Origin of the sequence: Streptomyces griseoruber (assembly GCF_001514205.1) — a bacterium.
GTDB classification, from domain to species: Bacteria; Actinomycetota; Actinomycetes; order Streptomycetales; family Streptomycetaceae; genus Streptomyces; species Streptomyces griseoruber.
Genome location: NZ_KQ948765.1, coordinates 281,649 through 308,282, shown reverse-complemented (window position 1 = coordinate 308,282; position 26,634 = coordinate 281,649). Strand labels below are relative to the sequence as shown.

The 26,634-nt window shown below is 72.6% G+C and carries 23 protein-coding genes; 14 read left to right on the top strand and 9 right to left on the bottom strand.

The genetic code is table 11. From position 1 onward, the window contains the following. Positions 1 to 10: 10 nt before the first annotated feature. From AQJ64_RS09645 to rhaI, 3 genes are all read right to left on the bottom strand, one after another. A complete protein-coding gene (locus AQJ64_RS09645) occupies positions 11 to 1,462 on the bottom strand; it encodes a rhamnulokinase (protein ID WP_055634871.1) in 1,452 nt (483 codons plus the stop codon). 5 nt (positions 1,463 to 1,467) lie between these two features. Continuing rightward, entirely contained in the window at positions 1,468 to 3,507 is a 2,040-nt protein-coding gene (locus AQJ64_RS09640) for a bifunctional rhamnulose-1-phosphate aldolase/short-chain dehydrogenase (RefSeq protein WP_055634869.1), read from the bottom strand. 315 nt (positions 3,508 to 3,822) lie between these two features. Further along, the gene (gene rhaI, locus AQJ64_RS09635) at positions 3,823 to 4,983 is read right to left on the bottom strand and encodes an L-rhamnose isomerase (protein ID WP_059202563.1); all 1,161 of its coding nucleotides are present in this window, start codon (positions 4,981 to 4,983) and stop codon (positions 3,823 to 3,825) included. 273 nt (positions 4,984 to 5,256) lie between these two features. Here rhaI and AQJ64_RS09630 point away from each other — a divergent pair, with 273 nt between their 5' ends. The 11 genes from AQJ64_RS09630 to AQJ64_RS09580 all read left to right on the top strand — a co-directional run bounded on the left by AQJ64_RS09630 (position 5,257) and on the right by AQJ64_RS09580 (position 16,898). Next, positions 5,257 to 6,774, top strand: coding sequence for a sugar ABC transporter ATP-binding protein (locus AQJ64_RS09630; protein WP_055635324.1), 1,518 nt, complete (start codon positions 5,257 to 5,259; stop codon positions 6,772 to 6,774). Then, positions 6,771 to 7,841: an ABC transporter permease gene (locus AQJ64_RS09625; protein ID WP_055635323.1), complete on the top strand. Its 1,071-nt coding sequence runs from the start codon at positions 6,771 to 6,773 to the stop codon at positions 7,839 to 7,841. Before AQJ64_RS09630 ends, AQJ64_RS09625 begins: the two co-directional genes overlap by 4 nt. Next, the gene (locus AQJ64_RS09620) at positions 7,834 to 8,826 is read left to right on the top strand and encodes an ABC transporter permease (RefSeq protein WP_055635322.1); all 993 of its coding nucleotides are present in this window, start codon (positions 7,834 to 7,836) and stop codon (positions 8,824 to 8,826) included. The genes AQJ64_RS09625 and AQJ64_RS09620 overlap by 8 nt, the downstream gene beginning before the upstream one ends. A 35-nt stretch (positions 8,827 to 8,861) precedes the next feature. After that, entirely contained in the window at positions 8,862 to 9,944 is a 1,083-nt protein-coding gene (rhaS, locus tag AQJ64_RS09615; RefSeq protein ID WP_055635321.1) for a rhamnose ABC transporter substrate-binding protein, read from the top strand. Positions 9,945 to 9,986: 42 nt separating this feature from the next. Further along, positions 9,987 to 10,307: an L-rhamnose mutarotase gene (locus tag AQJ64_RS09610; RefSeq protein ID WP_055635320.1), complete on the top strand. Its 321-nt coding sequence runs from the start codon at positions 9,987 to 9,989 to the stop codon at positions 10,305 to 10,307. 44 nt (positions 10,308 to 10,351) lie between these two features. Then, positions 10,352 to 11,776, top strand: coding sequence for a BNR repeat-containing protein (locus AQJ64_RS09605; protein WP_055635319.1), 1,425 nt, complete (start codon positions 10,352 to 10,354; stop codon positions 11,774 to 11,776). 79 nt (positions 11,777 to 11,855) lie between these two features. After that, positions 11,856 to 12,878 carry a LacI family DNA-binding transcriptional regulator gene (locus AQJ64_RS09600; protein WP_055635318.1) on the top strand — a complete coding sequence of 341 codons (1,023 nt, stop codon included), beginning with the start codon at positions 11,856 to 11,858 and terminating at the stop codon, positions 12,876 to 12,878. A gap of 104 nt (positions 12,879 to 12,982) precedes the next feature. Continuing rightward, positions 12,983 to 14,284, top strand: coding sequence for an alpha/beta fold hydrolase (locus AQJ64_RS09595; protein ID WP_055635317.1), 1,302 nt, complete (start codon positions 12,983 to 12,985; stop codon positions 14,282 to 14,284). Between the two features lie 28 nt (positions 14,285 to 14,312). After that, positions 14,313 to 15,056, top strand: a complete 744-nt coding sequence (locus AQJ64_RS09590; protein WP_055635316.1) for a PIG-L deacetylase family protein — start codon at positions 14,313 to 14,315, stop codon at positions 15,054 to 15,056. 78 nt (positions 15,057 to 15,134) lie between these two features. Further along, positions 15,135 to 16,043 (top strand): sigma-70 family RNA polymerase sigma factor, encoded by a 909-nt coding sequence (locus tag AQJ64_RS09585; RefSeq protein ID WP_055635315.1) that lies wholly within the window; start codon positions 15,135 to 15,137, stop codon positions 16,041 to 16,043. A 24-nt stretch (positions 16,044 to 16,067) separates the two neighbouring features. Further along, positions 16,068 to 16,898, top strand: a complete 831-nt coding sequence (locus tag AQJ64_RS09580) for a pentapeptide repeat-containing protein (RefSeq protein WP_055635314.1) — start codon at positions 16,068 to 16,070, stop codon at positions 16,896 to 16,898. Here AQJ64_RS09580 and AQJ64_RS09575 read toward each other — a convergent pair. Further along, entirely contained in the window at positions 16,860 to 18,413 is a 1,554-nt protein-coding gene (locus tag AQJ64_RS09575) for a cytochrome P450 (protein WP_055635313.1), read from the bottom strand. The genes AQJ64_RS09580 and AQJ64_RS09575 overlap by 39 nt on opposite strands. A gap of 107 nt (positions 18,414 to 18,520) precedes the next feature. On the opposite strand from AQJ64_RS09575, the gene AQJ64_RS09570 reads away from it, so the two are divergent. After that, a complete protein-coding gene (locus AQJ64_RS09570) occupies positions 18,521 to 19,129 on the top strand; it encodes a TetR/AcrR family transcriptional regulator (protein WP_055635312.1) in 609 nt (202 codons plus the stop codon). Between the two features lie 170 nt (positions 19,130 to 19,299). Beyond that, positions 19,300 to 20,025, top strand: coding sequence for a DUF2470 domain-containing protein (locus AQJ64_RS09565; RefSeq protein WP_055635326.1), 726 nt, complete (start codon positions 19,300 to 19,302; stop codon positions 20,023 to 20,025). Here the strand turns inward: AQJ64_RS09565 and AQJ64_RS09560 are convergent. The 4 genes from AQJ64_RS09560 to AQJ64_RS09545 form a co-directional block, all read right to left on the bottom strand. Further along, positions 19,993 to 21,237, bottom strand: coding sequence for a lactonase family protein (locus AQJ64_RS09560; protein ID WP_055635311.1), 1,245 nt, complete (start codon positions 21,235 to 21,237; stop codon positions 19,993 to 19,995). The two genes, AQJ64_RS09565 and AQJ64_RS09560, sit on opposite strands and share 33 nt — an antisense overlap. 92 nt (positions 21,238 to 21,329) lie before the next feature. After that, positions 21,330 to 22,400 carry a hypothetical protein gene (locus AQJ64_RS09555; RefSeq protein WP_099054010.1) on the bottom strand — a complete coding sequence of 357 codons (1,071 nt, stop codon included), beginning with the start codon at positions 22,398 to 22,400 and terminating at the stop codon, positions 21,330 to 21,332. Positions 22,401 to 22,446: 46 nt separating this feature from the next. Continuing rightward, the gene (locus tag AQJ64_RS09550) at positions 22,447 to 23,700 is read right to left on the bottom strand and encodes an FUSC family protein (protein WP_055635309.1); all 1,254 of its coding nucleotides are present in this window, start codon (positions 23,698 to 23,700) and stop codon (positions 22,447 to 22,449) included. Positions 23,701 to 24,272: 572 nt separating this feature from the next. Further along, a complete protein-coding gene (locus AQJ64_RS09545) occupies positions 24,273 to 24,767 on the bottom strand; it encodes an FBP domain-containing protein (RefSeq protein ID WP_055635308.1) in 495 nt (164 codons plus the stop codon). A 90-nt stretch (positions 24,768 to 24,857) separates the two neighbouring features. Between AQJ64_RS09545 and AQJ64_RS09540 the strand changes: the two genes are divergently transcribed. Beyond that, positions 24,858 to 25,835 carry a DUF3626 domain-containing protein gene (locus tag AQJ64_RS09540; RefSeq protein ID WP_079061556.1) on the top strand — a complete coding sequence of 326 codons (978 nt, stop codon included), beginning with the start codon at positions 24,858 to 24,860 and terminating at the stop codon, positions 25,833 to 25,835. A 69-nt stretch (positions 25,836 to 25,904) separates the two neighbouring features. Here AQJ64_RS09540 and AQJ64_RS09535 read toward each other — a convergent pair whose 3' ends face one another. Further along, positions 25,905 to 26,501 carry an HD domain-containing protein gene (locus AQJ64_RS09535; protein ID WP_055635307.1) on the bottom strand — a complete coding sequence of 199 codons (597 nt, stop codon included), beginning with the start codon at positions 26,499 to 26,501 and terminating at the stop codon, positions 25,905 to 25,907. Positions 26,502 to 26,634: the final 133 nt, after the last annotated feature.

Here is a 26,634-nt window from a genome sequence, read left to right as displayed (position 1 = left end):
AGACCCCGGCTCACCGGGTGGCGAGCCGGGCCTGCGCCTCCCGCCACCGCTCGGTGCCGCCCTGCGGCTCGTAGCGCGTCAGCGGCTGGGTGCGGGCGAGCAGCCGCCGCATGTCGGCGCGGTCGCCGACCAGTCCGTGGGCCCGCGCCTGCACCAGGACGTTGCCGAGCGCGGCGGCCTCCGTCGGCCCGGCCACCACCGGCAGCCCGCAGGCGTCGGCGGTGAGCTGGCACAGCAGCGCGTTACGGGTGCCGCCCCCCACGATGTGCACCACGTCGACCGGATGCCCGGCGAGCCGCTGGGCGTCCTCGACCGCCCGCCGGTGGGCGAGGGCGAGCGAGTCGAGGATGCAGCGGGTGATCTCGCCGCGGGTCCCGGGCACCGGCTGTCCGGTGGCCCGGCACGCCTCGGCGATCCGCTCCGGCATCCGCCCGGGCGCGAGGAACACGGCGTCCCCCGCGTCCACGACCGACCGCAGCGCGGGCACGGCGGCCGCCTCCCGCAGCAGCACCCCCAGATCGGGGTCCCCCCAGGCCCGTACGCACTCCTGGAGCAGCCAGAGCCCCATGATGTTGCGCAGGTAGCGGACCGTCCCGTCCAGCCCCAGCTCGTTGGTGAAGTTGGCGGCCCGGCTCTCCTCGGTGAGCACGGGCGCCGCCAGCTCCAGCCCGGCCAGGGACCAGGTGCCGGTGCAGATGTAGGCGAACCGCTCCCCGGTCGCCGGCACGGCCGCCACCGCGGAGGCGGTGTCGTGCGACCCGACGGCGGTCACCGGCACCGGCCCGGTCAGCCCGGTCTCCTCCAGCACCTCGGCGCGCAGCACCCCGGCCGGATCGCCCGGCTGGCGCAGCGGCGCGAACAGCTCCAGGCCGATGCCCAGCCGGGCGGCGAGGTCGTACGACCACGTCCGCGTCCGGGGATCGATCAGCTGGGTCGTGGAGGCGTTGGTCAGCTCGGTGCCCTGCTCCCCGGTCAGCCAGTACGCCAGCAGATCGGGAATGAGCAGCAACCGCTCGGCATGGGCGAACTGACGCGTCTCGCGGGCGGCGACGAGCTGGTACAGGGTGTTGAAGGGCGCGTACTGCAAGCCGGTCGCCGCGTACAGCTCCGCGGCCGGCACACCGGCCCACACCTTCTCCGCGACCCCGTCGGTCCGCGCGTCCCGGTAGTGCACCGGGTTGCCGAGCAGCGCCCCGTCACCGTCCAGCAGCCCGTAGTCCACGGCCCAGCTGTCGATGCCGACGGAGTCGAGTCCTCCCTCGCACTGGGCACCCGCGGCGCGCAGCCCGTCCAGGACGCCGGCGTACAGGGACAGCACGTCCCAGCGCAGCCCCTCCGGCACCCGCACCGGCCGGTTCGCGAACCGGTGCGCCTCCGCCAGCTCCAGGGAGTCGGGTCCGACCCGGCCGACCATGACGCGCCCGCTGGACGCGCCGAGGTCGACCGCGGCGTACGACCGCACCCCGGTCACCGGAGGAACGCGGCTGCCACACCCGCGTCGACGGGCACATGCAGCCCGGTGGTGTGGGTCAGCTCCCCGCCCGTCAGCGCGAACACCGCGTTCGCGACATGCTCGGGCAGCACCTCCCGCTTGAGGATGGTCCGCTGGGCGTAGAACTCGCCCAGCTTCTCCTCCTCGATGCCGTAGGTCGCGGCGCGCTGGGCCCCCCACCCGCCGGCGAAGATCCCCGATCCCCGCACCACACCGTCCGGATTGACACCGTTGACGCGGATCCCGTGCTCGCCCAGCTCGGCGGCGAGCAGCCGCACCTGGTGGGCCTGGTCGGCCTTGGTGGCGGAGTAGGCGATGTTGTTCGGCCCGGCGAACACGGCGTTCTTCGAGGCGATGTAGACGATGTCCCCGCCGAGCCCCTGCGCGATCATCACCCGGGCCGCTTCCCGCGACACCAGGAACGATCCCCGGGCCATGATGTCGTGCTGGAGGTCCCAGTCCCTGGCCGAGGTCTCCAGCAGCGGCTTGGAGATGGAGATGCCGGCGTTGTTGACGACGAGGTCGACACCGCCGAAGGCGAGCGCGGCGGCCTTGAAGGCCCCGGCGATCTGCTCCTCGTCCGTCACGTCGACGGTCACGGCCACGGCCTTGTCGGCCCCGCCCAGCTCCTCCGCCACCTGGGCGGCGTTCTCCCCGTTCAGATCGGCGACGACGACACACGCCCCCTCGGCGACCAGCCGGTGCGCGATGGCCTTTCCGATCCCGCTGCCCGCGCCCGTCACCAGCGCCACCCGCGTGGCCAGCGCCTTCGGCTTCGGCATCCGCCGGAGCTTGGCCTCCTCCAGCGCCCAGTACTCGATGCGGAACTTCTCCCGCTCCTCGATCGGCGCGTACGAGGACACCGCCTCGGCGCCCCGCATCACATTGATGGCGTTGACGTAGAACTCGCCGGCGACCCGGGCGGTCTGCTTGTCCTTGCCGAAGGAGAACATGCCCACGCCGGGCACCAGCACGATGGCCGGGTCGGCGCCGCGCAGGGCGGGGGAGTCGGGCTCGGCGTGCCGCCGGTAGTAGGCGGCGTACTCCTCCCGGTACGCGGCGTGCAGTTCCTTCAGCCGCGCGACGGCCTCCTCCAGCGGAGCGGTGGGCGGCAGGTCGAGGACCAGCGGTCGCACCTTGGTCCGCAGGAAGTGGTCCGGGCAGGACGTCCCCAGCGCGGCGAGCCGGGGGTGCTCGGCCCGCGCCACGAAGTCGAGGACGACGTCCGGGTCGGCGAAGTGCCCGACCTGCGGCCGGTCCTGCGAGGCGATCGCCCGCACATACGGCGCGAGCGCGGCGGCCCGCTCCCTGCGCTCGCCCTCGGCCAGCGCCTCGTACCCCTCGACGACGGGCCCGAAGGGCTCGGCCTTCCCCCGCTCGGCGAGGAACTTCTCGGCGGTGCGGATGATGTGCAGCGAGTTGCGCTCGCACTCCTCGGCGCTGTCCCCCCAGGCGGTGATCCCGTGCCCGCCCAGGATCACCCCGACGGCCTGCGGGTTGGCGGCCTTGATCGCGGCGATGTCCAGCCCCAGCTGGAACCCGGGCCGCCGCCACGGCACCCACGCCACCGTGTCCCCGAAGCACTCGGCGGTCAGCTTCTCCCCGTCCGCCGCACAGGCGAGCGCGATCCCCGAGTCCGGGTGCAGATGATCCACATGAGCGGCGTCGACGAGTCCGTGCATGGCGGTGTCGATGGACGGCGCCGCCCCGCCCTTGCCGTGCAGGCAGTAGTCGAACGCGGCGACCATCTCGTCCTCGCGCTCGACCCCCGGATAGACGTCGACGAGCCCGCGCAGCCGGTCCAGCCGCAACGCGGCCAGCCCGCTCTCGGTGAGCGTGCCGAGGTCGCCTCCCGACCCCTTCACCCACATCAGCTCGACGTCCCCCCCGGTGACGGGGTCGGTGTCGGTGCCCTTGGCGGACGCGTTGCCGCCGGCGTAGTTCGTATTGCGGGGGTCAGCACCGAGCCGATGGGACCGAGCAAGCAACGCGGCGGCTTCGGGATGGGTGGACATGGAGATTCCTTACTTTCAAAGAGAGGGTGAGTGCATTCCCTTGGGGGCGCGGAACCGCATCGACACGCGGCTCCGCCCCGTGGGCGCGACCGGTCACGACGGGCCCGCGCCCCGCGGACGACGGAACCAGGCAGACGCTCAGGGTGTGTGTCGAAAGTCCCGTCCGGCCCGCGACGCCTGGCACGGCGCCTCGCCGCGTTGTCGGGATCGTCCGCGTACGCCCAGTACGCGGACGACCCTGCGCCGTGCGACGCACCGCACCGGACGCCGCGGGCCCCGCCCTCCGGGCGGACGACGCCACTGCCGAAGCACGTCCTAGGCCCCCCACCCCGCCTGCTCCCCCCCGACACGCTCGGCGACCACCTTCTCGGCCCACCCGGACGCCCGGTAGGCAGCGATGGGGTCGGGGTCCAGCCCCATCTCCTCCCGCACCTCACGAAGCAGCGGCCGCACATCCGTGTTGTACGCGTCCATCAGCACGGCATTCGCCTCGAGCACATCCCCGGCGGCCTGAGCGGCGGCCAGCGCGCCCCGGTCGACCAGCAGCGCCTTCGCCGTGGCCTCCTGCACGTTCATCACGGAGCGGACGATCGCCGGGATCTTCGCCTCGATGTTGTGGCACTGATCCAGCATGAACGCCACCTCGGAGGTGAACCCGCCCCCGCGCACGACCTCGTACATGATCCGGAACAGCTGGAAGGGATCCGCGGCCCCGACCATCAGGTCGTCGTCCGCGTAGAACCGCGAGTTGAAGTCGAACCCGCCGAGCTTCCCCTCCCGCAGCAGCGTGGCCACGATGAACTCGATGTTGGTCCCCGGCGCGTGATGCCCGGTGTCCACCACGACCTGTGCCTTCGGCCCCAGCTTCAGACAGTGCGCGTACGCCGTGCCCCAGTCCGGGACATCGGTGGTGTAGAACGCCGGCTCGAAGAACTTGTACTCCAGCAGCATCCGCTGCCCGTCCCCGAGCCGCTCGTACACCTCGGCCAGCCCCTCCGCCAGCCGGTCCTGCCGTGCTCGTATGTCGTCCTGGCCGGGATAGTTCGTCCCGTCCGCGAACCACAGCTTGAGATCGGTGGATCCCGTCGCGTCCATGATGTCGACGCACTCCAGCAGATGGCCGACGGCCTTGCGGCGCACCGCCGCCTCGGGATGGCAGATGCTGCCCAGCTTGTAGTCGTCGTCCTGGAAGGTGTTGGAGTTGATCGTCCCCAGCTTCACCCCCCGGTCCTCGGCGTGCTTGGCCAGCGCCGCGTAGTCGTCCACCTTGTCCCAGGGGATGTGCAGCGCCACGGTCGGGGCCACGCCGGTGACCGCGTGCACCTGTGCCGCGTCGTCCAGCTTCTCCTGCGGGGTGCGCGGAACGCCCTGCTGGGCGAACACCTTGAAGCGGGTCCCCGAGTTCCCGTACGCCCACGACGGTGTCTCGACGGCCTGGGTCTTCAGCGCGGCCTTCACCGCGGCGAGGTCGGTCACTTCGGGCTCCTGTGACATCGGTCCGGGACCAGGCCCGGATGAAACGATTCAGAACGGGAAGCTATGAGGCCGCGAAGGCAGTGTCAACCCTTTCGACCGCGCCCCCTTTTCGTGACCGCCGCGTGACCTTCGGCTATCGAAAACTTTTCGAGACGGACCCATTGACGCGACATGCCCGGCGTGCCTAACGTCCCGGCAATCCAGTTGAAACCTTTCACGACGCCGTGACGGGCCCCAGGGGCACCGCCGCGGACGTTCGTCGAGGAGCCACCCATGACCCACCCGTCCGACCCGGGACCGGCCCCGGTGCTGGCGCTCAAGGACGTCGCCAAGTCCTTCGGTGCCGTACGCGCCCTGCGGGGCGTCTCCCTGGAGCTGTTCCCCGGCGAGGTACACGCCCTCGCCGGGGAGAACGGCGCGGGCAAGTCGACCCTGATCAAGACCCTCGCGGGGGTGCACCGGCCGGACACCGGCCGGGTGCTGCTCGACGGCGAGCCCGTTGTCTTCCACGGACCAGGCGACGCCCGCGACGCCGGTATCGCCGTGATCTACCAGGAACCGACGCTCTTCCCCGACCTTTCGATCGCCGAGAACATCTTCATGGGCCGCCAGCCCCGGCGCGCCCTCGGCCGGATCGACCACAAGGCCACCCACGCGGCGACCGCGGCCCTGATGTCCCGGCTCGGTGTCGACCTCGACCCGGACCGCCCGGCCCGCGGACTGTCCATCGCCGACCAGCAGATCGTGGAGATCGCCAAGGCGCTCTCCTTCGACGCCCGCGTCCTGATCATGGACGAGCCGACCGCCGCCCTCACCGGCAGCGAGGTCGCCCGCCTCTTCGGAGTCGTGCGCACCCTGCGCGAACAGGGCGCGGCCGTCCTCTTCATCTCCCACCGGCTGGAGGAGATCTTCGAGATCTGCCAGCGGGTGACGACCCTGCGCGACGGCGCCTGGATCGCCAGCGAGCCCCTCGCCGGCATGACCGAGGACGACCTGGTCCGCCGTATGGTCGGCCGCGACCTCGACGAGCTCTACCCCAAGCAGGACGTCACCCCGGGCGAGGTCGCCCTGAGTGTGCGCCGGCTGACCCGTGAGGGCGTCTTCACCGACGTCTCCTTCGACGTACGGCGCGGCGAGATCGTCGGCCTGGCCGGACTGGTCGGCGCCGGGCGCACCGAAGTGGCCCGCGCGGTCTTCGGGATCGACCGCTGGGACGCCGGTGACGTCACCGTGGACGGCAAGGCGCTGGTCAACGGCGCTCCCTCCACCGCGATGTCCGCGGGCCTCGCCCTGGTCCCGGAGGACCGGCGCGCCCAAGGCCTGGTGATGGACATGTCCATCGAGCGCAACATCGGCCTCACGGGTCTGCGGACGACCGTGAAGGCCGGCCTGATGGACCGGGGCGCCGAGCGCAGCCGGTCCCTGGACTGGGCGGTCAAGCTCCAGGTGAAGTACGCCCGGATCGCCGACACCGTCAACACGCTCTCCGGCGGCAACCAGCAGAAGGTCGTCCTCGCCAAGTGGCTGGCCACCGCTCCCAAGGTGCTGATCGTCGACGAGCCCACGCGCGGCATCGACGTCGGCACCAAGGCCGAGGTGCACCGGCTGCTCAGCGAGCTGGCCGCCGACGGGGTCGCCGTCCTGATGATCTCCTCCGACCTGCCCGAGATCCTCGGCATGGCCGACCGCGTGCTGGTGATGCACGAGGGCCGGCTCACCGCCGAGATCCCCCGCTCCGACGCCACCGAGGAAACCGTGATGGCCGCAGCCACCGGGAGGGCCGCCGCATGACGGTCGCCACTCCTGAACAGGCCCCCCTCGCCGAGGCGCCCCAGTCCAGCGGCACCCGGCTCGTCGACCGCGTCTTCAAGATGCGCGAACTCGCCATCCTGGCCGTCTTCCTGGTGATGATCGCCGTCACCCAGGCCGGCAACAGCGAGTTCCTCTCCGAGCAGGGCATCAAGGACCTGCTGCTGAACGCGACCATCCTGGTGCTGGTCGCCACCGGCCAGTCCCTGGTGGTGATCACGAGGAACGTCGACCTGTCGGTCGGCTCCACCCTCGGCATCAGCGCCTTCGCCGCCGGCACCTATCTGCACGGCGGCGGCAACCCGGTGATCGCGATCGTCCTGGCCGTCCTGCTCGGCGTCGGCTTCGGGCTGCTGAACGGCCTGCTGGTCAGCCTCGGCCAGGTGCCCGCCCTCGTCGTCACCCTCGGCACGCTGTACATCATCCGCGGCATCGACTCCATCTGGGTCGGCTCCCGGCAGATCACCGCGGCCGACCTGCCCGGCGGCTTCGTCGACTTCGGCTCCGGCGGCCTCTCCGCCGTGCCGTACCTCGCGCTCATCGCCCTGGCGGTGCTGATCGCCACGGCGTACTACCTCAAGCACTTCGGCAGCGGCCGGGAGCTGTACGCCCTCGGCTCCAACCCGGAGGCCGCCCGCCTCGCCGGCATCCCCGTGCGCAAGCGGATCCTCGCCGCGTACACCTTCTGCGGCGGACTCGCCGGACTCGCCGGCGCGATGTACCTGGCCCGGTTCGGCAACGTCGACTCCAGCACGGGCAACGGCTACGAGATGACCGTCGTCAGCGCGGTCGTGGTCGGCGGTGTCGTCTTCACCGGCGGCTCCGGCAGCGTCTACGGCGCCGCCCTCGGCGCGCTGCTGCTGACCTCCATCAACAGCGCCCTGCCCGCCCTCGGCGTCAGCTCGGTGTGGGTGCTCGCCATCAACGGCGTCCTGCTCCTCCTCGCGATCGCCGTGGACCGGATCGTGGGCCTGCGGGTGGCGACCGCCCTGAAGAAGAAGTCGGCGTCCGCCAAGCCGGCCGTAGAGAAGGGGGAGGCTCGTGCCTGAGTCCCTCAACCGGGCGATCCGCTGGGACACTGTCGTCGGCGCCCTCCTGATCGTCCTGCTGCTGTTCTCCTTCACCTCCGTGGACGGCTTCGGCAACGCGCTGAACCTGTCGTTCCTGATCGGCAACACCCTCCCCGTCGCGCTGGTCGCCCTGCCGATGACCCTGCTGGTGGTCTCCGGGGAGATCGACCTGTCCGTCGCCTCCACGGCCGGCCTGTCCGGCGCGGTGATGGGCGCCCTGTGGAACCAGGGCCTGACGATCGAGGCGATCATCCCCATCTGCCTGCTGCTCGGTGTCGTCTGCGGGCTCGTCAACGGCCTGCTCGTCACCCGGCTCGGGCTGCCGTCCCTGGCCGTCACCATCGGCACCCTGGCCGCCTACCGGGGCATCGCGCAGATCGTGCTCGGCTCCGACGCGGTCACCGACTTCCCCACCCAGTACCTGGACTTCGCGGCCGGCCGGATCGGGGACAGCTTCCTCCCGCAGGCCTTCCTGCCCTTCGTCGTGCTCCTCGCCATCGCCTTCGTGGTCCTGCACGCCACGCCGTTCGGGCGCTCGCTGTTCGCGATCGGCGCCAGTGAGGAGGCCGCCCGGTTCGCCGGCATCCGCGTCAAGCGGCAGAAGCTGATCCTGTTCACCGTGACCGGCCTGATGGCCTCCCTCACCGGCGTCTTCTGGGCCCTGCACTACGCCAGCGCCCGCTACGACAACGCCACCGGCCTCGAACTCTCCGTCATCGCGTCCGTCCTCCTGGGCGGCATCGACTTCGACGGCGGCAAGGGCACGCTCGGCGGCGCGATCGCGGGAGTCTTCCTGCTCGGCGCGGCGCAGAACGTGATGAGCCTCCAGGACGTGTCCGCACAGTCGCAGATCGTCGTCACCGGCGTCCTGCTCGTCGTCTCCGTGCTCGGCCCCCGGGTCGCACGCCAGATCTCCGTCGCGAGGGCAGGCCGTAGATCCGCCGCCTCGACCTCGACGGCCTGAGAAACAGCCCTCCTCGTAGAAGGACCCACACCACCATGCGCAAGTCATCCCTCCGTCGTGCCTGCGCGGCCCTCGCCGCCGTCTCCTCCCTCGCCCTCGCCGCCACCGCCTGCGGCGGCACCACCAAGGAGGACGTGAAGAACGAGAGCACCGGCTCGGCCGCCTCCGCCGGCAAGGCCGACCCGAACGCGGCCACCAAGAAGGGCCTGACCGTCGGCTTCCTGCCGAAGCAGGTCAACAACCCGTACTTCACCTCCGCCGACAAGGGCGGCGAGGCCGCGCTGAAGGAGCTGGGCTCCAGCTACAAGGAGGTCGGTCCGTCCAGCGCGACCGACACCTCCGGGCAGGTGTCGTACGTCAACACCCTCACCCAGCAGCAGGTCGACGGGATCGCCGTGTCGGCGCAGGACCCGGGTGCCCTGTGCACCGCGCTCAAGCAGGCCATGAGCAACAAGATCAAGGTCGTCACCTACGACTCCGACACCAACCCCGAGTGCCGCAACGCCTTCGTCTCGCAGGCCTCCGCCGAGGACCTCGGCCGCACCGAGGTGCAGCTGCTCGCCGAGCAGATCGGCTACAAGGGCGAGATCGCGATCCTGTCCGCCGCGCAGACCGCGACCAACCAGAACACCTGGATCGAGTTCATGAAGGACGAACTCAAGGACGCCAAGTACAAGGACATCAAGCTCGTCAAGGTCGCGTACGGCAACGACGACGCCCAGCAGTCCTTCCAGCAGACCCAGGGCCTGCTCCAGGAGTACCCGAACCTGAAGGGGATCATCTCCCCGACCACCGTCGGCATCAAGGCGGCCGCCCAGTACCTCTCGGGCTCGAAGTACAAGGGCAAGGTCAAGCTGACCGGCCTCGGCACCCCCAACGACATGCGCAAGTACGTCAAGAACGGCACCGTCGACGGCTTCGAGCTGTGGGACCCGGCCAAGCTCGGCGCCCTCGCCGCACAGACCGCCGTGGCGCTGGTCTCCGGCCAGATCACCGGCAAGGAGGGCGAGACCTTCACGGCCGGCGGGACGTCGTACACCATCGGCAAGGACGGGGTGATCAGCCTCGGCAAGCCGACCGTGTTCGACGCCAAGAACATCGACCAGTTCAACTTCTGACCCCCACGCCCCATCCCCCCACCCACCGGGAGCGGTACGTCCATGCAGCGCGTCTGTTTCCTGCTCAAGGTCCGTGAGGACCGACTCGCCGAGTACCGCGAACGGCATGCCGCCGTGTGGCCGGAGATGCTCGAAGCTCTCTCGGCCACCGGGTGGCACAACTACTCCCTGTTCCTCAGAGACGACGGCCTGCTCGTCGGCTACCTGGAGACCGAGGACTTCGCGGCCGCCCAGGCCGGGATGGAGGCCGCCGAGGTCAACGCCCGCTGGCAGGCCGAGATGGCACCGTTCTTCGAGTCCCTGGACGGCGCCCGGCCCGACGAGGCCATGAAGCCCCTCACCGAAGTGTTCCACCTCGCCTGACACCACCCCGTAGCCCCTCTCGTACGACAACGGAGTCCCCCGAGATGAGACGACGCACCCTGTTGGCCGGCGCCCTCCTCAGTGCCGCGGCGAGCCCCGTCCTCGCCGCCGGCACCGCCCGCGCCGCCGACCCCGGTCCGTCCGTGACCGCCAACGGCACCACGCAACTGGACGCCACCGCCCTGTTCTTCGTGTCCTACGACGGCCTGGTCAACAACAACTCCTTCCAGAAGAACGGCCTGTTGACCTACAAGGGCTACCAGTACGCCGCCTGGTACACCTCCACCGGCAACGCGGTCGTCGCCCGCCGCGTCCTCGGCGGCACCACGTGGTCCACGGTCACCCTGTCGCACGTCCTCAAGTACAGCGACTCCCACAACGTCATCTCCATGGGCGTCTCCAAGGTCGACGGCCGCCTCCACCTCAACATGGACTCCCACAGCGACGGCTTCTTCTACGTGAAGTCCGTCGCCGGGCTCCTGGACAGCCCGGCCTCCACCTCCTGGACCTCCTCCGTCTTCGGCGCCGTGCAGACCAGCCTCGACGGGCTCGCGCTCACCTCGCAGTTCACCTACCCGCAGTTCGTCTCCACGCCGGAGGGCAGGCTCCAGCTGAGCTACCGGGTCGGGATCTCCGGCAACGGGCGCAACGCCCTCGCCGAGTACGACGGTTCGGCCTGGACCGCGCTCGGGGAGTGGAGCAGCTCCACCGGCACCTACACCAGCTCGCACGGCTCCAGCACCGCCCGCAACATGTACCTGCACGGCATCGACTACGACGTCAACGGACGGCTGCACTCGTTCTTCACCTGGCGCGAGCAGTCCGCGGCCGTCATGTGCAGCAGCGGCGGCATCACCAACCACGACACCGGCTATGTGTACTCCGACGACCGCGGCCGGACCTGGCGCAACAACGCGGGCACGCTCGTGGGCACCACCGGCAGCTCGGACACGGTCGCCGTCACCGACGCGGGGCTCGTCGTCGACTCGCTCAACCCCGATCACTCCCTGATGAACCAGGAGAGCCAGACCACCGACTCCGCCGGCCTGCCGCACGCGATCATCAGCTACGTCCCCGGCCGCTTCGGCCAGTGCACCACCAACTACGTCAGCGACCGCACCGCCAACGGCCGCGCCTTCCACGTCCGCAAGAACTCCTCGGGCACCTGGCAGAAGACGGAGATCCCCGTCGTCCTCGGCTCCAGCCAGCGCACCAAGCTGATCCTGGACGCGTACGACAACGCCTACGCGATCTTCCCCTTCGGGCGGATCGCCGGTGCCTCGAAGTCCTCCGGATACACCGACTGGACCGTGCTCTTCGACGGCAGCGGACTGAACGCCTTCGGCGAGGTCGTCCTCGACGAAGCGCGCGTCAAGGCCGACAACACGCTGTCGTTCATGTACCAGGAGAAGTCGAGCGGGACGACCCCCTCGGCGCTCCACGTCATCGACTTCGCACTGCCCGCATGACAAGAACGGCCAGGGGACGGCGTGACGGTAATGTGAAGCCCGTCCCGCCGTACCCCGTTCACCTGGAGGTCCCCGCCTGATGGCCCAGCCGGTGGGAATCAAGGACGTCGCCCGTGCCGCCGGAGTCTCCGTCGGCACGGTCTCCAACGTCATCAACCGCCCGGACACCGTCGCCACGGAGACCCGGGCCCGAGTGCTGTCCGCGATCGACCGGCTCGGCTATGTCCGCAGCGAGTCCGCGCGCCAGCTGCGGGCCGGGCGCAGCCGGATCATGGGGCTGCTCGTCCTCGACATGGGCAACCCGTTCTTCGTGGACGTCGCGCGCGGCGCCGAGCGGGCCGCCCGCGACGCCGGGCTCGGAGTGATGGTCTGCAACAGCGCCGAGAGCGTCGGCGAGGAGGCCGAGTACCTCTCGCTCTTCGCCGAACAGCGGGTGCGGGGCGTGCTGCTCACCCCCGCCGACGCGACCGGCCGCAACATCGAGTCCTTCCGCCGCCACGGCATCCCGTTCGTCCTGGTCGACCGGGTCTCCGAGGGCACCACCGAGTGCTCGGTGTCCGTGGACGACGTCGCGGGCGGCGCGCTCGCCGTCCGGCATCTCATAGACGCCGGGCACCGCTCCCTCGCGTACGTCAGCGGCCCGCCCGGCTTCAACCAGGTCCGCGACCGCCGCACCGGCGCCCTGAACGCGCTCGCCGAGGCCGGCCTCGGCCCCGACCGCCTGCGCGAGCTGCCCACCGAGCGGCTCGACGTGGCCGCCGGACGCGACGCGGGCGCCCGGCTGCTCGGCCTCGCCGACCGCCCCACCGCCGTGTTCTGCGCCAACGACCTGCTCGCCCTCGGCGTGCTCCAGGCCATGTACGCGGCCGGCGTCGGGGTCCCCGACGACCTCGCCATCGTCGGCTACGACGACATCGAGTTCGCCGCCGCGGCCGCCGTCCCGCTCACCTCGGTCCGCCAGCCCGCCGTCACCATGGGCGCCCTGGCCGCCGAGATGTTGCTGGAGGAAACCGAGGAGGGCAGCGGCAGACGGCACGAGCACCGCAGGGTCGTGCTCCAGCCCGAGCTGGTGGTGCGGCGTTCCAGCCTTTCCGCCCGCTGAGCCGCCGTTCAGTAGCCGTTCATGATCCCCCGGGCTCCACGCCCGCCCGGACATGTGCTGAACTGGGACGCGGCCCGTACACCGAGCGTCCCAGGAGACCCCTGTTGTCCCTCAGCTACCGCCAGCCCGGCGTCGTACTCACCGACCGCCGTTTCACCGTCCCCCTCGACCACGCCGACCCGGCCGGGGAGACGATCGAGCTGTACGCCCGTGAGGTCGTCGCGAGCGAGAAGGCCGGCCAGGACCTGCCCTGGCTGCTCTATCTCCAGGGCGGCCCCGGCTTCGGCGCCAACCGGTTCGTCGGCAGACCGGCCTGGCTCGGCCGCGCCCTGAAGGAGTACCGCGTCCTCCTGCTGGACCAGCGCGGCACCGGCGCCTCCACGCCCGCCAACCGCCAGACCCTCCCGCTGCGCGGCGGCCCCGCGGCCCAGGCCGACTACCTCACGCACTTCCGCGCCGACTCGATCGTCCGCGACTGCGAGGCCGTCCGCCGCGAGGTCACCGGCGGCGCCCCCTGGACCGTCCTCGGCCAGAGCTTCGGCGGCTTCTGCACGGTCAGCTATCTCTCCCTCGCCCCCGAGGGCCTGTCCGCCGCCCTGCTCACCGGCGGTCTGCCCGCCCTCGACGCCCACGCCGACGACGTCTACCGCGCCGCCTACCCGCGCATGGAGCGCAAGAACGCCGCGCACTACGCCCGCTACCCGCAGGACGTCGAGCGGGTCCGCCGGATCGCCGACCACCTCCTCCAGCACGAGGTCACCCTCCCCGGCGGCCACCGGCTCACGGTCGAGGCGTTCCAGACCCTCGGCATCCTGCTCGGCACCGGCGACGGCAGCCACCGCCTGCACCACCTCCTCGAGGACGCCTTCGTCCCCACCCCGCACGGCCCCGAGCTGTCCGACGCCTTCCAGGAGCAGCTCCAGCACCAGCTCTCCTTCGCCGGGCACCCCCTCTACGCCCTCGTCCACGAGGCGATCTACGGCCAGGACCACCGCCCCACCGCCTGGTCGGCGGAACGGGTGCGCGCCGAGTTCCCGCAGTTCGACGCCGCGAAGACGCTCACCGGCGACGGACCGCTGCTGCTCACCGGCGAAACGATCCACCCCTGGATGTTCGACACCGACCCCGCGCTGCGCCCCCTGCGCGAGACCGCCGAACTCCTCGCCGCCCGCACCGACTGGACGCCCCTGTACGACCCCGCCCGCCTCGCCGCCAACGAGGTCCCGGTGGCGGCCGCGATCTACCACGACGACCTCTACGTCGACACCGCCCACTCCCTGCGCACCGCCCGCGCCATCCGGGGCCTGCGCACCTGGGTCACCGACGAGTTCGAGCACGACGGCGTCCGGGCCGGCGGCCCCCGCGTCCTGGACCGGCTGCTCGCCCTCGTCCGTGACGAAGCGTGATGTCGGTGTCACCGATTAGTCTTCGGGCATGACCGTGCCGGCGATCCCTCAGCTCCAGCCCATGCCCGAGGACTGGCGACGGGCCCTGGCCGTCGTGGCACACCCGGACGACCTGGAGTACGGCTGTTCCGCGGCCGTCGCCGGCTGGACCGACGCCGGCCGCGAGATCGCCTATGTCCTGGCGACCCGCGGCGAGGCGGGCATCGACACCATCGCGCCCGCCGAGTGCGGCCCGTTGCGGGAGCGGGAGCAGCGGGCGAGCGCGGCCGTCGTGGGCGTCACCGCGGTGGAGTTCCTCGACCACCACGACGGGGTGATCGAGTACGGTCCGGCCCTGCGCCGCGACATCGCCGCCGCGATCCGCAGACACCGCCCGGAACTGGTCATCACCCTCAACCACCGCGACACCTGGGGCGGCGTCGCCTGGAACACCCCCGACCATGTCGCGGTGGGCCGGGCCACGCTCGACGCCGCCGGGGACGCCGGCAACCGCTGGATCTTCCCCGAACTGGCCGAACAGGGCCTCCAGCCCTGGAACGGCGTGCGCTGGGTCGCGGTCGCCGGATCCGCCACGCCCACCCACGCCGTGGACGCCTCGGCGGGCCTGGAGCGGGCGGTGGGCTCGCTGCTCGAACACCGCGCCTATATCGAGGCCCTCACCGACGAGGACCCGGAGACGTATGTGCGCGGCTTCCTGACCGGGGTGGCGCACTCCGTCGGGGAGCGCTTCGGCGGCCGGCCGGCGGTCGCCTTCGAGCTCTTCCAACGATAGACGCCGATAGACGCCGATAGACGCCGATCGACGCCGTTCGACGGCGAGGGACACCGACGCCCGAGGGGGAGTGGCGTGATGACCGACACCGACGTACTCGCGCAACGCTTCGAGGAGTACCGCGCCCATCTCAAGGCCGTGGCCTACCGGATGCTCGGCTCGCTCGCCGAGGCCGAGGACGCCGTGCAGGAGACCTGGCTGAGACTCGGCCGCAGCGACGTCGACGAGGTGCGCAACCTGGGCGGCTGGCTGACCACCGTGACCGGCCGGGTCTGTCTGGACCTGCTCCGCTCGCGCACCGCCCGCCGTGAACTGCCGATGGACGAGGGGTACGAGGGGTACGCCGCCTTCGTCCCCGATCCGGTGATCGCGCCCCTGTCCCGGACCGACCCCGAGCAGGAGGTGCTCCAGGCCGACGCGGTGGGGCTCGCCCTGCTGATCGTGCTGGAGACCCTGGAGCCCGACGAGCGGCTCGCGTTCGTGCTGCACGACATGTTCGCGGTGCCGTTCGACGACATCGCGCCGATCGTCGAGCGCACCCCGGCCGCGACCCGGCAGCTCGCCAGCCGGGCCCGCCGCCGGGTCCAGGGGGCCACGCCGTCGGCGGAGCCGGACCTCGGCAGGCAGCGCGAGGTGGTCTCCGCGTTCCTGGCCGCCGCCCGCGCCGGGGACTTCGAGGCGCTGGTCTCCGTCCTCCACCCCGATGTGGTGCTGCGGGCCGACTCCGGGGCGCTGGTGCGCGGCGCGGCGGCCTCCAAGATCGTGCACGGGGCGAAGGCGGTGGCCGAACAGGCCGTGCTCTTCCGGCAGTTCGCGCCGGCCGGGCGGCTGGCGCTGGTGGGCGGCGCGGTCGGGATCCTCAACGGTCCCGAGGGCGAGGTGCGCTCGGTCATGGGCATCACGGTCGCCGACGGCCGGATCGTCGCCCTGCACATCCTGGCCGACCCGGAGCGGGTGGCCGCCCTGGACGTGCCGGAAGGGCTGTGAGCGCAGGTCAGTAGGGTGGAGGGCATGGGAGAGAAGACCGTGGACCGGGACGGACTGCGCGGCGACTGCGCGAACTGCTTCGGCCTGTGCTGTGTGGCCCTGCCCTTCGCCCGCTCCGCGGACTTCGCGCTCGACAAGCCCGCGGGGCGGGCCTGCCCCAACCTGGCGGAGGACCACCGGTGCGGCATCCACGACCGGCTGCGGCGCAAGGGCTTCACCGGCTGCACCGTCTACGACTGCTTCGGCGCCGGCCAGCAGGTCTCGCGGGTCACCTTCGGCGGGCGGGACTGGCGGGGCGCCCCCGCCGAGCACTCCCGGGCGATGTTCGAGGTGTTCCCGGTGGTCCGCCAGCTGCACGAACTGCTCTGGTACCTCACCGAGGCGCTCGGCCTGCCCGCCGCCCGCCCGGTCCACCCGGAGCTGCGCCGGGCCCTGGAGCGGACCGAGGCGCTCACCCGGCAGACCCCCGGGGAGCTGGCCGCCCTGGACGTCCCGGCCCACCGCCAGGAGGTCAACGTCCTGCTGCTGAGGACCAGCGAGCTGGCCCGTGCCGGTGTCCGCGGCCGCGGGAAGGACCGCCGCGGCGCCGATCTGATGGGCGCCCGGCTCAAGGGCGCCGATCTGCGCGGGGCGAATCTGCGCGGGGCCTGTCTGATCGCCGCCGACCTCACCGGCGCCGATCTGCGCGGCGCGGATCTGATCGGGGCCGACCTGCGGGACACCGACCTCACCGACGCCGACCTCACCGGCGCCTTCTTCCTCACCCAGCCCCAGGTGACCGCGGCCCGGGGCGGCGCGGGCACCCGACTCCCGGGCTCAGTCACCCGCCCGGTGCACTGGACAGCGGGGCGCTGAGGCGTCCTGCTCCGGAGCCGGCGCCTCTGCCGGCGCTGCCGGCGCCTCCGTCGGCTCCTTCGGTGCTCCGGCCGCGGCACGCCGCTCCAGGCCCATCCGCAGCCCCTCCGGCATCAGCGTCAGCCGCTCCGTGACCCGCAGCCGGTAGGCCGGGTCGGGGCGCAGGTCGTAGCGGCGCAGGAGCAGGCCGAGGACGAGGGTGGCCTCGTGCAGGGCGAACTGGCGTCCGATACAGGCGCGGGCGCCCGTGCCGAACGGCTTGAAGGCGTGCGGGGCGCGTCCCCGGACGGCCGCCGCGTCGAAGCGGTCCGGGTCGAACCGTTCGGCGTCCTCGCCCCACACCTCGGGGTCCCGGTGCAGCATGGCCGTCAGGACCAGCGCCCAGGCGCCCCGCCGCATCGGATGCTCCCCGCCCAGCACCGTGTCCTCGCGGGCCTCCCGGGCGAATCCGGGCGCCGTCGGCCACAGCCGCAGCGCCTCGTCGAGGACGCGGCGTACATGGCGCAGCTTCGCCACCTGGTCGTACCCGGGCACCGCCGTGTCGCCCCACACCCGGTCCACCTCGGCCCGGGCCCGGGCGGCGATGCCCGGGTTCAGGGAGAGGTAGTGCAGGGCGAAGGAGAGCGCGCCGGAGGTGGTCTCGTGGCCCGCGACGAGGAAGGTGATGACCTGCCGCCGTACGTTCTCGACGGACAGCCGCTCACCGGTCCCGGGGTGCGCGGTGTCGAGCATCCGGTCGAGCAGGTCCCCCTGCCCGCCGCCCCCGGCGCGCCGCCGGTGCACGAGCGCGTCGACCGTACGGTTGAGATAGGCGATGTCGGCCTCGTTCCGCCGCGCGGCCTCCCTCAACAGCCCCGGGAAGGGCAGGGTGTTGAGACGCTGGGCGTAGGTGAGGGTGCCCACCATCGCCGTCACGAAGGGATGCAGCCGCGCCCGCTCGAACGAGCCGAAGTCGTGCCCGAACCCGGTGCGGGCGATCGTCTCCAGGGTCAGCTTGGTCATGTCCCCGGGCACGTCGACCGGGCGTCCGGCGGCGGCCTCCCCGTCCCAGTGCGCGGTGAGCCGCCCGGCGACGTCCAGCATCATCGGGTGGTAGGCCGCCATGGCCTCCCGGCTGAACCCGGGCGCCAGGACGTCGTGCGCGAGCTGCCAGTTGGGCTCGTGGTTGTACGCCGTGAACAGCGCGTCCCCGACCACCGGCCGCAGGTTGGCGATGCCCAGCCCCACGTGCTTGGCGAACCGCGACTCGTCCGCCATGTCGGCGGCCAGCTCCGCACCCCACACGAACACGAACTCCCGGCCGAAGGCCTTGCGCCGGAAGATCGGGCCCAGCTGCCGGGCGTACCGCAGGGAGTCCTGGAGGGGAGTGCGCCGGCTGGCGCCCAGGAGGTCGCCGAGCAGCGGGATCCGGTGCGGGGGGTGCGGGATGCGCCGCAGTTCGGGCCAGCCCAGCTCGGCGCTGCGGAAGCCCTTGGGCAGGACGTCCCCGGTCGTCGTCGACACCGTCTCCGCCATGACGCGATCTCCCTTGATCCAGCGGCAGGTTGGACCTGTTGTACGTGCGTTCAATAGCGCGCCCAGTCTCGTCCGGCCGTTGAACCGGCGTCAAGTAAAGTGCGGGCATGGCCGCGAACCAGGGGGAGCGCACCCGGCGCCGACTCAGTACCGAGGAGCGCAGGGAGCAGCTGCTGTCGGTGGGCGCGCGTCTGTTCTCGGAGAGTCCGTACGACGAGGTCCGCATCGAGCGGGTGGCCGAGATCGCCGGGGTCTCGCGCGGGCTGCTCTACCACTACTTCCCGACCAAGCGGGACTTCTTCGCGGCGGTCGTCGAGCGCGAGAGCGAGCGGATGCTGCGGATGACGGCGGCGGTGCCGGGTGTCCCGGTCCGCGAGCAGCTCACCGCGGGCCTCGGCACGTATCTGGAGTACGTCGAGACCCATGCGCACGGCTACCGGGCCTTCCACCGCGCCGACGCGGCCGGGGACCGGACCGTGCGCCGGGTCTACCGGCGGGCCCTCGCGGCGCAGGAGAAGCAGATCCTGGCCGCCCTCGGCGCCGACCCGGAGTTCGGTCCGCTCTTCGAGGAGCGCGCCGACGTCCGGCTCGCGGTGCGCGGCTGGCTGGCGTTCACCACGGCCGTCTGCCTGGAGTGGCTGCGGGGCCCCGATCTGACGAGGGAGCAGGTCCGGGACCTGTGTGCGCGGGCGCTGCTCGGGGTCATCGCGCGCTGACGGTCGCACGGTCGTCGCGAAAGATCACCTGTGCCGGTTGGCGTGCGCCCCGATCTCCGATAGGTTAGGTAAGGCTTACCTAAGGAGGTTCTGGGATGGGTGACAGCCACATGGGGGACAGCCACATGGGTGACGGCCACATGCGTGAGGGGCACATGCGTGACGGGCACATGCGTGACGGGCACGGCTGGACGGCGGTGCCCGGTGCGGCCGAGCGGGCCCGGTCGGTGCTGGCCGCCTCGTGGTCCTGCGCGGTGACCGCCGACGGCGGACGCGAGGAGTTCCTCGGCGCGCACACCGTCGACGAGGACGGCCGGGTGCACCTCCATGTGCCCGACGACAGCGCCCTGCTCACGGCGGCCATCTGCGCCCCCCGCGGCGAGCCGTCCGCCGTCCTGGAGTTCGCCGACGTGGCGCCCGTCCCCGTGCGCAACCGTATCCGGGGCCGGCTCTGGCTCGCCGGCTGGTTCGCCCCCGAGGACGACCACCTCGTCTTCCACGCCACCCGGGTCGTCCTCAAACAGGCCACCGCAGCGGTCGTCGTCGGCCTCGACGAGTTCGCCGAGGCCCGCCCCGACCCTCTCGCCACCGCCGAGGCCCAGCTGCTCACCCATCTCGCCGACGCCCACCCCGACGCCGTCGAGCGGCTCACCCGCCTGGTCCGGCACGAGAGCCTGCACGGTGCCGTACGGGTCCAGCCGCTCGCCGTCGACCGGCACGGACTGACGCTGCGCATCGAACGCGCCCGCGCCCACGGCGACGTACGGCTGCCCTTCCACACGCCCGCCGACGACGTCGGCCAGCTCACCGAGCGCATGCACGTCCTGCTCACCCGGGCGGGTACCGCGTCCTGCCCGCGCCCCCTACAGCGGCAGCGCACAGACGGCGACGGGTGACCCGAAGGGCTCGCCCGCGAGCCGCAGTGCACCGCTGCCGGCGTCCACCTCGAAGACACTGACCGTGCCGGAGCGCTGGTTCGCCGCGAACAGCAGACCACCGTCCGGCGAGAGGGCGATCTGCCGGGGGAAGTCCCCGTGCACCGGGACCGTGCCGAGCAGCCGCAGCCGGGCCCCGTCCGCCTCCACCGCGTACCGGGCGAGGGTGTTGTCGCCCCGGTTGGCCAGGAACGCGTACGCGCCGTCCGGTGTGACCGCGAACTGCGCCGGATAGCTGGGGTCCGCCTTCGCGCCCGTCGACTGCGGCGCGCCGACCGTCACACGGCCGCTGCCGGCGTCGTACGCGCAGACCGCGACCGAGTCGTCGGCCTCGTTCGCGAGATAGGCGTACCGCCCGCCGGGGTGGAAGGTGAGGTGGCGCGGCCCCGCGCCCGCCCGGGTGTGCGCCTGCGCGACCTCGGTGAGCGTGCCCTTCCGCTCGTCCAGGCGGTAGCTGTACACCGTGTCCGTGCCGAGGTCCACGGCGAGGACGTGCCCGCCGTCCGGCGCGGTGATGAACTGGTGCGCGTGCGGTCCCTGCTGCCCCGGGCCCGGCGAGGGACGGTTGTGCCGGACCGTCGCGGTGCGCTCGCCCAGGGCCCCCGAGGCCTCGACGGGGTGCACGGCCACCGTGCCCGAGCCGTAGTCGGCGCTCAGCAGCCAGCGCCCGCCCGGATGCACCGACAGATGACACGGGTGCGCCCCACCGGTCGCCCGGCTCCCGAGCACCTTCCGGTCGGACAGCCGTACGGCGGTCACCGTGCCCTTCGCCCGCTCGTTCACCGCGTACAGGGTGCCGCCGTCCGGGTGGATCGCGAGGTACGACGGATCGGGGACGCCGGTGATCGTGCCCCGGCCGGTGATCCGGCCCGACGAGGGGTCGTACGAGGCGACACCGATGCCCTTCCCGCCGCCCTCGGCGGAGGTGTAGGTGCCCAGGTAGAGGGGCCGGGGGCCGGAGGGGCTCGGCGCGGGCTCGGGCGAGGCGGACGTGGACGACGAGGGCCGCGGGGGCGTCGCGGTCTCCTGTGCCTCCTGTGCCTCCCGCGCCGCCCCGGACGAGCCGTCGCCGTCGCAGCCCGCCACGGCCGGTGCCACCGCCGCGCCGCCGAGCACCGCGACGAACCGCCGCCTGCTCCAGTTGCCGCGAGCCCCTGCCGTCCCACCGTTCATGCCGTGCACCTCAGGTCGTCCCGCACCCCGTCGTCCACAGCACCTTGACGCGGAAAGACCCTCGAATGCAAAAGCGGCGAGCCCCGGCCGGGCTACCAGTCGCCGTCCTGCACCGGCGTCCCCGGTGCGTCCTTGAGCTGGTGCACCTGGCCGGGCGCCGGCTGCTGCCAGGGGTCCAGGTCGTCGCCGAGCCAGTCGCCGACCGGCTCGACCCCGGACAGGGTGTCGCTCGGGGCGAGGTCCTGCGCGCCCTCGTCGTAGTAGTCGAACCAGGGCAGCCCGGCCTTGGTGTACGCGGCGCGGTCCACCGGGGAGGGCGGGGGCTCCTCGCCCGTGATGCGGCGCCACTCCGGGGGAGTGACCAGGTGCACGAAGACCCGCGCGCCGGGTTCCCGCGTGTAGTCCTCGACCGGGCGGGTGTCCCGGTAGACCTCCTGCCGCATCGAACCGCCCACGCCCAGGCCCATCGCCGCGGCGGCCCGGGGCGCGCCACCCGGGGCGGGGACCGCGGCGGGCATCATGGGCATCGCCGTCTGCGGGGGCATCGCCCCGGGGGCCGCGGGCACGGCGCCGAACCCGCCCCCGACCGACTTCACGCTCCGCGTCTCCAGGGAGAGGACCCGCTGCGCCTCCTCCCACTCCGCGTGCTTCTCCTCGTTCAGCGGGAAGGACTGGAGCTGGATCCCGCCCCACACCTCCTCGCCGGTGACCTGGCCCTCCACGGTCGCGCCCAGGCCGAGCGGCACCGCCACGAACTGGCGGACCGTGCCCTTCCCGGAGTTGATGCCGTCCAGCCAGGGCTGACGCGGCAGCGCGAGGTAGTTCTGCGGGTCGCGGGAGAGCCGGTCGCTCCACGCCTTGCCGGAGACCGCGCACACCTTGCCCGCCCCGACCTGGAGCGCGGCCGGCCGCGTGGAGCCCGCGAAGCCCAGCCACATCGCCTCGCGGAGATACATCGGCAGCATCACGCCACCGCGCGCCAGCCACTCGGCGGGCACGGTGTCCCGGTGGTCGGCGACCCGGCGGAGCGGGAACGTGCCCAGCCCGGGCGGCAGGTCGTGCTCGCCGCTCTCCGGCAGCCGCAGGGTCCGCATGAACCGCACGGCCACCCCGCCCGGCAGCCTCAGTGTGTCCCCGTCGATCCGTACGGCGGTGCCGGCCACAGGCGCGCTCCCTCGCATCCGGCGCCGGCCCCGTCCCGGCGCTCCCTCAGAGAGAACGCCGGCCGATCCCCGTACGGTTCCGCCACAGTTCCTCCTGAATGCCGAGGCGCTCCCGCAGCCGGGTGAGCCGCGGCATCCGCGCGCGCTGCTCGGAGGAGACCCGGTCCAGTTCCTCCAGGAGCCGGCGCGAGCGGTGCTCGGTGTCGAGCTCGTCGAGCATCCGGTTCACCTCGGTGAGCAGGGCGCCGTGCAGCTGCCACTGCCGGGCGTCGCGCTGGAGCCGCTCCAGCAGCAGCTGGGCGAGCTTGTCGCGGGTGGCCACAGCCTGCCGCAGCTCCGCGGTGAGCCGGGCCTCGGCGGCGTCCGCGTTGAGGCTGACATGCGTGGTGACCAGCACCGCGAAGCTGACCACCGCGTCGGCGAGCTCCGACAGCAGTCGCTCCACGACCTCGCCGGTCTCCTCCGGGAACAGCGGATCGGGCTCGCGCTCCTTGGCGAGGTCGGTCAGTGTGCGCGCCAGCACCCGCAGGACGACCGTGCAGATCTCCAGGGTGTCCAGACCGGTGCGCAGCACCACCCGGTGCAGCAGGCCCTCCCGGACCCGGGGGTTGAGCCGCAGGCTGTCCTCGGCCTGCCGCAGCGCCGCGTCCACCTCCACGATGTCGTGGTCGAGCCGGCGTGCCTCGTGCAGCCGGGCGGCCGCCTCCTCGACCGCCGGGCGGCCGGCCGCCTCCTCGCCGATCCGCAGCATCAGCTGCCGCAGCCGGCGGGCCAGTCCCTCGATCGACTCACCGGCCTCCTCGATCCACACCGGGGGCGGCAGCAGCAGATTGATGGCGAGGCCGACGACCGCGCCGATCAGGGTCTCCACGATCCGCGCCCAGGCGGTGTCGCCGACGGTGGTCACGCCCAGCACCAGCATGGCGCTGATCGCCACCTCCGGCACGTACTCGTCGACCCGGACCAGGTTCCCGACCGCCAGCGAGGCCACGATCAGCAGCGCGAGGCTCCACCAGGTCAGGCCGACCAGCTGGCTGAAGGCGATGGCGACCAGGACGCCGGCCACCACCGAGTTGACCCGCCGGACGCCGTTGGTGAGCGTGGCGAACAGGGTGACCTGGACGACCAGCAGCGCGGTCAGGGGTGCGGTGAGGGGGGCCGCCTCGGGGCTGAGCCGCAGGGCGACGACATACGCGATCGTCGCCGCCGCGGCGGAGCGGAACGCCTGGACCACCGCGGGTTCCCGATGACGCCGCAGAAACCGTACGAACGGCGCCGCTCGCTGACTTGCCTCTCGCATTCCCGGACCAGTTCCCCTTCCCCACGGTGCTCGAACGTTTCTTCTGTACCCCAGGGTGCCGTCGGGAACACGGTGCGGGGAATTCCCCGTCCCACTCCTCGGGGCATCCGCACCCCCGGGACGGCGGCCCCCAGGATGGTTTCCACGGGTGCCGCGGGGCGACGCTCGGTTCATGAGACCACACCATCCGACTCGGTATCCCCGTCGTCCTCTCCCTGCTCTGCGTCACCACGGCCTCGACCGTCACCGCCGCGGCCCCCGCGGCCCGTGCCCGCGCCCGCCCGTCGACCGGATGACCGGCGACGCCCGTGTCGTCGGGCTCGGGGAGGCGGCCCACGGCTCGCACGAGCGCGTCGTCCTCGAGGACCGGGTGTTCCGCCATCCGGTCGAAGGTCACCCGGTGCGTCGCCGACCACCGTCCGGGCCGCCGGCCCCGGCACCGACGGGGCGACGCCCGACCCGGGTGGGGTACCGCGACCACGCCGTCGGCCTGCGGTCCGGCGGTGAACCGGCCCGCGGCCGGCTGCCGGCGGCCCGGCCGCGGGGCCACCGGCGGACCGCTCCCCGCCGGTTCACGCGTACAGCTTGTCCAGGAAGGCCGACAGATGGCCCGTCGTACGGGCGATCTGCTGGTCCAGGGTGAGGCTTTCCTCCAGCCGGCCGCCCGACTCCGGGACCTTCCTGCCGCGCACGTACAGGGAGCAGGCCAGGTCCGTGCACAGGTACAGGCCGACCGAGTTGCCCTCGCGGCCGGCCGCGCCCGCCTTGCGGGCCGTCATCAGCGAGACCCCGCCGCCGGGGTGGGTGGTCAGACACAGCGAGCACATGCTGCGGTGCCGCAGCCCGCGCCGCGAAGGCGGGAAACGCAGGGTCACGCCCAGGAGCCCGCCCCGCCACTCGGCGACCAGACAGCTGCGGTCGGGCGCCCCCGGATCGCGCCAGCCCAGGAAGTCCAGGTCGGCCCAGGGGAGTTGACCGAGGTCCCGGGGTACGGACAGCCGTTGCGCCTCTCCCTTCGAGCAGTTGACGAACGAGGTGCGGATATCGCTTTCGGTGAGCGACCTCATGGGGGAGCCTCCTGTGGTGCCTGTCCGTGAACAACAACCTAGGAACCCTAGGTTTTGGCCTAGGGTAAATAGCCTCACCGAGGAGAGCCAGTGGATTTCCAGGACGTCCCTCCGTCGCCGCGCGCCCGGACGGCCCTGCGGCATGTCGCCGCCCGCTCCACCGGCCCCGCCCTCGGCCCGGACCTGCGGATCACCCTGAACTTCCACCCGGACCGGGAGGCCGACGGTCTGCCGGTCCTCGCCGCGCTCGCCCGGGACGGCGCCTACCGCTCGCAGTTCGTCACCGGCACGAGCAACGGCGGCCTCACCGCACACCCCGGCGGTGACCGCTGGCGCTGGGAGAGCCGGATCTTCGGCGGGGCGTACGACGACGCGGACCCACGCGAGCGACCGGTGTACGGCGCGCTCGACTTCCGCCGCCAAGTCGTCGGCGCCGCACCGAGGTTCGGCTCCTCGCACCTGCGGCTGCGCCCGGGCGCGCTCACCCGTGCCACCTTCTGCTACCCGGACAGCGCGGCCGAGCCCGAGGACTTCGGCGTCGCCGCCGCGATGCCCCTGATCGCCCTGGCCGAGGCCGACGAGCGGGACGCCCTCAACGACTACGTCGAGGCCCATGTCCACGGGGGCGTCGATCTCGCCCGGGACGTCGAGGCCCTGGTCCTGGACCCGAGTTACCGCGGCACCCCGGTCGAGGAGGCGGCCGGCGCCCTGCCCTGCCCGGTCGAGTGGCACCCCGGCTACCGCATCACCGTCGCCGAGCTGTACCGGTGCGCCGAGTACCGGGGCCGTGCGTACGCCGAGCTGGGTGCCCGGATCGCCGAGGACGCGGTGGTCGACCCGCGCGTGATCGGCGACGCGGTCCGCGACGGACGGGCCGCCCCGCAGGACCTCAAGATGGTCTGGCACACCCTCGCCCGCTTCGGCGCACCCCGGGGTGCGGGCACGGCCGAGACGGCCGAGGGTGCCGTCGCCCGCCACCTGGCCGACACCACCCGGCCCCGCACGCCGCCGACGGGAGCACCGGGCTCGGGTGGCCACACCCCCGTCGCCAGTGCGCCCGGCGCATAGGCCGGTCTCCCGGGCGGCGCAGGACATGGCCGTACACCGTCGGTCTCCTCGGCCAGGGAACGCCCGCCCTCAGCCGACGGGATGGGCCGCCTGCCAGGCCAGCCGGCGCTGCGCGCCCGCGCCGACAGCGGTGAGGAACTCGTCCAGCGCCAGGAACTCCTCCCAGACCGGCCGGCCGCCCGCCCGCGACAGCTCCGCCACCACCAGGTCCTCCAGGTCGGCCACCCGGTTGTCCTTCCACACCTTGTCGGCGAGGCTCACCAGCAGATCCTCGACCTCGACGCCCGGCGCCTGCCAGGAGGCGTGACTGCCCGCGAAGCGCGCCAGCCCGGGAGCCACCCCGCGCGCCAGCAGCAGCTCCCGCCCCGCCTCCTCGTGCCGGGCGCCCGGACCGGACAGCTCGCCGGGGTGCAGCACCTTGCCGATGTCGTGCGTGGCCGCGCCGAACAGCACCGCCGCCCCGTCCACGGCCAGTTCCGGACGGTGTTCCCCGATCCACGCCACGAGCTGGGCGGCGACCTCGTGCACCGCCCGCAGATGGGCGACCAGCCGGGGCGGCGCCCCGAGGTCGCCGAGCAGCCCGGCGACGCCCGCCGGCAGGGGCCGCAGCGGCGGATCCGATGTCTCGTCCAGGGCGATCGACAGCACGTCCGGGGTGGGGGTCATCGGGCCAGCCTAGTAACCCGGAGCGGGCGGAGATCTCCCGCCACATCCCGTACGCCCTTACGGCGAAAGGCAGTTGTTGCGCCATGCCTCACCGCACCGCACCGCAGCGGCAGCCCGCACTCTTGTCTCGCAT

Excerpts from the sequence above, each read along its gene's own strand:
- AQJ64_RS09640 (WP_055634869.1), bottom strand. The coding sequence starts at position 3,507 with ATGTCCACCCATCCCGAAGCCGCCGCGTTGCTTGCTCGGTCCCATCGG.
- AQJ64_RS09630 (WP_055635324.1), top strand. The coding sequence starts at position 5,257 with ATGACCCACCCGTCCGACCCGGGACCGGCCCCGGTGCTGGCGCTCAAG.
- AQJ64_RS09625 (WP_055635323.1), top strand. The coding sequence starts at position 6,771 with ATGACGGTCGCCACTCCTGAACAGGCCCCCCTCGCCGAGGCGCCCCAG.
- rhaS (WP_055635321.1), top strand. The coding sequence starts at position 8,862 with ATGCGCAAGTCATCCCTCCGTCGTGCCTGCGCGGCCCTCGCCGCCGTC.
- AQJ64_RS09610 (WP_055635320.1), top strand. The coding sequence starts at position 9,987 with ATGCAGCGCGTCTGTTTCCTGCTCAAGGTCCGTGAGGACCGACTCGCC.
- AQJ64_RS09605 (WP_055635319.1), top strand. The coding sequence starts at position 10,352 with ATGAGACGACGCACCCTGTTGGCCGGCGCCCTCCTCAGTGCCGCGGCG.
- AQJ64_RS09600 (WP_055635318.1), top strand. The coding sequence starts at position 11,856 with ATGGCCCAGCCGGTGGGAATCAAGGACGTCGCCCGTGCCGCCGGAGTC.
- AQJ64_RS09590 (WP_055635316.1), top strand. The coding sequence starts at position 14,313 with ATGACCGTGCCGGCGATCCCTCAGCTCCAGCCCATGCCCGAGGACTGG.
- AQJ64_RS09585 (WP_055635315.1), top strand. The coding sequence starts at position 15,135 with ATGACCGACACCGACGTACTCGCGCAACGCTTCGAGGAGTACCGCGCC.
- AQJ64_RS09580 (WP_055635314.1), top strand. The coding sequence starts at position 16,068 with ATGGGAGAGAAGACCGTGGACCGGGACGGACTGCGCGGCGACTGCGCG.
- AQJ64_RS09575 (WP_055635313.1), bottom strand. The coding sequence starts at position 18,413 with ATGGCGGAGACGGTGTCGACGACGACCGGGGACGTCCTGCCCAAGGGC.
- AQJ64_RS09570 (WP_055635312.1), top strand. The coding sequence starts at position 18,521 with ATGGCCGCGAACCAGGGGGAGCGCACCCGGCGCCGACTCAGTACCGAG.
- AQJ64_RS09565 (WP_055635326.1), top strand. The coding sequence starts at position 19,300 with ATGCGTGACGGGCACGGCTGGACGGCGGTGCCCGGTGCGGCCGAGCGG.
- AQJ64_RS09560 (WP_055635311.1), bottom strand. The coding sequence starts at position 21,237 with ATGAACGGTGGGACGGCAGGGGCTCGCGGCAACTGGAGCAGGCGGCGG.
- AQJ64_RS09550 (WP_055635309.1), bottom strand. The coding sequence starts at position 23,700 with ATGCGAGAGGCAAGTCAGCGAGCGGCGCCGTTCGTACGGTTTCTGCGG.
- AQJ64_RS09545 (WP_055635308.1), bottom strand. The coding sequence starts at position 24,767 with ATGAGGTCGCTCACCGAAAGCGATATCCGCACCTCGTTCGTCAACTGC.
- AQJ64_RS09535 (WP_055635307.1), bottom strand. The coding sequence starts at position 26,501 with ATGACCCCCACCCCGGACGTGCTGTCGATCGCCCTGGACGAGACATCG.